This is a genomic window from Bacillus sp. LL01 (genome assembly GCF_001037965.1).
Genome location: NZ_LFEL01000149.1, coordinates 1 through 4,674, shown reverse-complemented (window position 1 = coordinate 4,674; position 4,674 = coordinate 1). Strand labels below are relative to the sequence as shown.

4 protein-coding genes are annotated in these 4,674 nt (G+C 38.9%); 1 reads left to right on the top strand and 3 read right to left on the bottom strand.

Annotation, left to right across the window (positions count from 1 at the left end; all coding sequences use genetic code 11):
- The 3 genes from AB685_RS26680 to AB685_RS26670 all read right to left on the bottom strand — a co-directional run.
- Positions 1 to 844: UvrD-helicase domain-containing protein (locus AB685_RS26680; RefSeq protein WP_047973622.1), on the bottom strand; the 844-nt coding region annotated here is incomplete at its 3' end.
- 4 nt (positions 845 to 848) lie between these two features.
- Positions 849 to 3,722, bottom strand: a complete 2,874-nt coding sequence (locus tag AB685_RS26675) for a PD-(D/E)XK nuclease family protein (protein ID WP_047973621.1) — start codon at positions 3,720 to 3,722, stop codon at positions 849 to 851.
- Positions 3,709 to 4,194: a GNAT family N-acetyltransferase gene (locus AB685_RS26670; protein WP_047973620.1), complete on the bottom strand. Its 486-nt coding sequence runs from the start codon at positions 4,192 to 4,194 to the stop codon at positions 3,709 to 3,711. The genes AB685_RS26675 and AB685_RS26670 overlap by 14 nt, the downstream gene beginning before the upstream one ends.
- A 125-nt stretch (positions 4,195 to 4,319) precedes the next feature.
- Between AB685_RS26670 and AB685_RS26665 the strand changes: the two genes are divergently transcribed.
- Positions 4,320 to 4,674, top strand: a 355-nt coding sequence (locus AB685_RS26665) for a nucleoside 2-deoxyribosyltransferase (RefSeq protein WP_047973619.1), incomplete at its 3' end; no start/stop codon positions are given.

Here is a 4,674-nt window from a genome sequence, read left to right as displayed (position 1 = left end):
CTTGCCATTTTTTATCCGTACGCTTTGGCATAACCTCTTGCAACCACTTGATATAATCATTAGGTGATTCTGTGGACATTGGAGCTGAAAATGCCTCTTGTAATCTCTCTACGTGAGCAAATTGAGCTTTTGTTAAGCCTTCACCACTCGGCAAATCCTGTATAAGCTGAGTTGCCACTTGATGAAAAGCTTGTACTTTTTCCTGTTGTTTCTTTAGGAGTGCTTCCACTTGAGCACGTAACATTTCTTCAGGCTGTAGTTCTAGAATCGCATCTTCTCCTACTACTAACTCTGAAACAGCCACGTGAATCTCTTCTATTTTGACAATCAATTGATCTTTACTCATATAATGAAAAAACTCTTTTGCCACGGCTGTAAATTCGACATCTTGGAGCTTTTTTTTCAATACATCTCTCTTTAATTGCCTTGATTCGAGATCATCTATAATACGAATTTTAGGTGGTAACTTAGCAGCTATTGCATGTTGGCCTAATAATTGTTGGCAAAAGCTATGAAAGGTCGAGATATGTGCCCTTTCAACTAACTCTTTTTGTTCGCTCCAATAGCTAGCTTCATGTGCTGTCTCAGATTCATCCACTTTTTCGAAAAGTCTCTTACGGACACGATCTTTCATTTCACGAGCAGCTTTTTCTGTAAATGTAATCGCTGCAATCTCTTCTATCGTTGCACCTAGTGACGACTCCTGATCGAGATAGTTCTTTTCTAACAGATACATCATACGCTCTGTGAGAACCCGTGTCTTACCAGAACCTGCTCCTGCAGAGATAACGACTAAAGACTGCTCATTTTCAATCGCCCGTTTTTGAGCATCATTAAAATCCATTTTCCTATAGTCCCTCCTTTTGGTCTTCTGATACTCGACAGACTGATTGATAGGGACAATGACTTGAACAATCAAGTGGTCTCACTGGAAATTCGCTTTGTGTTCCCTTCCATAATTGACCAACCTTCTCTTTCAATTCRTACGTATCCATAAACAGATCTCCCCCAAGATCATCTTCTTTATTTTTACAAGAATGATGAACGAGAAATCTAGATCCTTTACCAATATGTTCTGAATGCCAAATTCCGTTACCTGCTCTTTTTTCTGGTTCCCGCAAAGAAATATAGGAAGCACCATGAGCCCTCATTTCATTCTCAGCAGTTGTTAAACCCGCTCTCATTGCTCTAGCATAAAGAGGTAATTGAAGCTTAAGGCCACTTCGCACCTCTTCTTCTAACTTAACTTGAGCAAACCCTGTCTTGTAATCATAAATCGCAAAGCCGGAATCATCGACATCTACACGATCGACTTTCCCAGTCAACGTGAGGATTTTATTTCCCTCTATTTCAAGTTCTAATCTAACTGAGGATTCCAAAGCATGAATTTTCATTGCAGCTAATTGAGGGTTATCCCAAAAGTGCTTCCTTTCTGCTTGCCACCACCGATTTACCTTTCGCCACCAGTTTTCTTTCGCTAACATTAAATCTAGTCTCGAAATTTCTAGTGAGGCAGCCTCGATCTCTCCCCATAAGACTTCAAATTTCTCTCTCAGAAGGATTGGAACTTGACACTYCAATTCTTCAGGACACTCCCCAAAGGGTACACCCACTAGATTAAGCTCTTTATAGACCTCTTCAATAATCGAATGAACCAGTTGACCAATATCAAGCGGAGAAATACGTTCTTTCATTTGTTTTGCTTCCTCAATGTGGAGCACCCGCTCTAAGCCATGACGAAATGGACATCTGGCATAACTTTCTAACTCAGTGACTGATACAATATCTTTTGTCAACCTTTCTTGATAGGCTACATCAATTGGTTCTTCTGCAGTCTCAAGTCGCTTCAGACGATTCATTAACCGCTCAAGTAATATACCTTTATCACGCACTTCTTTTCCTAAACCAAGATGAAATGCTACCTTTTCTTCTTGGTCATTTTCAGTGAAACTGACTGGCTGCTTCATTCTCGATTCAAATGTATACTCCTTTACTCCTTTTTGACACCACTCTTCGATAAAGGGTGATGGAAGGAGCGGATGATTAGGATCTAGACCTTTTTTATAAGAGAAGATGACCTCCTCTGAAGAGTTAAAAATTTGTTCAAGGTAAGCTTGTTGCTTCGATCTAAAATGCTCTTGAGTAGGTAGAGCTCCTTCAATAGGTAATTCATACAAATCCTTTTCGGTTACATAGCCGCCTAAATTGTGAATAGCAGGATAAGCTCCTTCATTCATCCCAACCACATACAAACGCTTGCCTTTAAAAAGACCGAGGTCACGCCAAGTATGGATGGCCACCCCTCTTCTTGAACCGCGCTCTATGAATAATTCAGTTTGTTCGCCTACCTCTTTTAACCAATCAGAAAAGACATCTAGTGACATCTCAAGAAGTGTTAATTGTTTGGAGTCTAGTTGTTCTGCATATTCAGAAAGGATGTCTTCGATCTTCTCAAGCGCACGTTGTTCAAAGATATAATCTTTTAAACGCTCAGTATCCATCTCGGATACCGCAGCCTTTACCCAACCTTCCTCTAACCGTAATGCTCCGATCACTGAGATAACCTGTTTAATATACTGATAGAAAGTGGACGTTTTACGCCAGGTGACCTCCTGGATCCTTGCATAGAGTTCTGCTATTCCTTTATGAATGAAATCTCCAGTTGATAAAAAGGATTCTTTTGCCTTGGCGTATTCAACCCCTTTAATTGCTTGTACAGCTAACATCTTATCCATGAGCGGTAAAAGATCAAATCGACTCTTATGAGAGAAATCTTGTGTGATCGTCATCATTAAAAGTTGAATAGAGATCGATTTACTTAAAGGGCGTTTCTTAGATTTCTCTAATGGAACTTCATACATCTTTGCATACTGCTCCAAATGCTTCATACCCTCTCGTTCATCCACTAGCACTATACCTATTTCTTCGTAACAATAGGGAGCCAACTGGATATCCTGAAGTACTGCACGCCATTCCTCTACTGTTGTACTAGCACTCCAGACATTCACATCGACATCTGTGGCCCCCTCTACTTCCTCTTTTAAGCTTGTATCAAAACCTAAAGCTTCTAAGTCTTTGAGTGTACCTTCAATGATTGGATGAGAAAGGCTTGATGGGAGGTAGATATTGATTGTTAAACCTGCTTCTACCAACGCTTTTAGTAACATATATTGAAGTGGGCTAAAATCAATAAAGCCATCTATATAAATAGTCGACAGGGCAGTCTGTTTGTTTTTTAAAATCGAAACAGCTTTTAAGACAGTGTTTTCTGGGTCATACATTTTCTGATTTTTAACAGTTTGGTCTTCATATTGTGTAAAAAGAGGCATAAACTCTTCTAAAGATTGTGGGGTTTGCTCTAGCTCTAAACCTAGTCGTTTAAGTTGACCATATGTGTCTGCTAGTCCTCTTACTTTACTTTGATTTTCATTAAATGAACGATACTTCGGATCAAGTTTTAACATATTTTGAAAAAWAAGCGTTCGTTCTTGTTCACCTATATAAATAACATCTTTTTCTGCCTCACTTACTATAAATGTAGCTAAGTCATCAAAAGTCGTATATCGAAGGCCAGGTTGCTTCTTTCTGGCTTCTTGTAACCATCTACCCGATGGCAGCAAATAGAAGACTGGTCCCTTTTCATTACGTTGAACGTCTAATGCTTCTTTTAAGCGTTCTTGATTTGCAACATCTTGAAATGACGTATAGTTAACTATTTGCATGCGGTGTATTCACTTCCTTTTCTAGTTGATGTGAGGTTTTAATCATATCAATATGTGGAATTCCATCTTCTTCATAAATTTCTGAAATGCGTTGGAATCCAAATGACCTATAAAATTGGTGAAGATAGTGCTGTGCTTGAATTTTGATCGTTGCATGTGGAGCTAGCTCTTCTAAATGTTTAATTGATTGCTCAATCAATTGAGCTCCATACCCATATGTCCGGAAGTCTTTTTTGACAATGACCCTTCCAATTGAAGCTTCATCATAATAATCTCCGGGTTTAAACAGTCGACTATAYGCTATTAGACAACCACTTTGATAACCCATTAAGTGAACAGCTACTTGATCGTTATTATCAATTTCTTTATAAGGACAGTTTTGTTCTACCACAAATACTTCTACCCGTAATTGAAGCAGTGCATATAATTCATCTATGGTTAAATCATTAAACGTCTTTAGGGTCCAATTCATAAGCCGACACTCCCTACTCTACTTAGTCTCTTCTAATAGTGTACCATCTCCCCTTCGAAAGGGTGTAGCACCTAAAAGGAATTTGCATGGTAGAATAATAGAAAAATGGTGTAAGGAGGCAATTAATGAAGTTCTACATACCATCTAGTTTTAGTAATAGTAAAACCGTACAGAAAGTCAGCGAGCAACTGGTGAGGGCAGGATTCATTCATACGTACGATTGGACAACAAACGGTAGAGCTAAATCGATGGAAGATTTAAAAGCAATTGGTATGAAGGAAAGAGATGGAGTAAGTGAAGCTGATTTTGTTGTTATCTTACTGCCTGGAGGGAAAGGCACCCATGTTGAACTTGGAATGGCAATCAGTTTAAAAAAGAACATTTACTTATATTCAAGCGACGGAAAAGTGAATGAGATTGAAACCACAAGTACTTTCTACCACTTGCCTGAAGTGACCCAATGCATCGGTACGATCGATA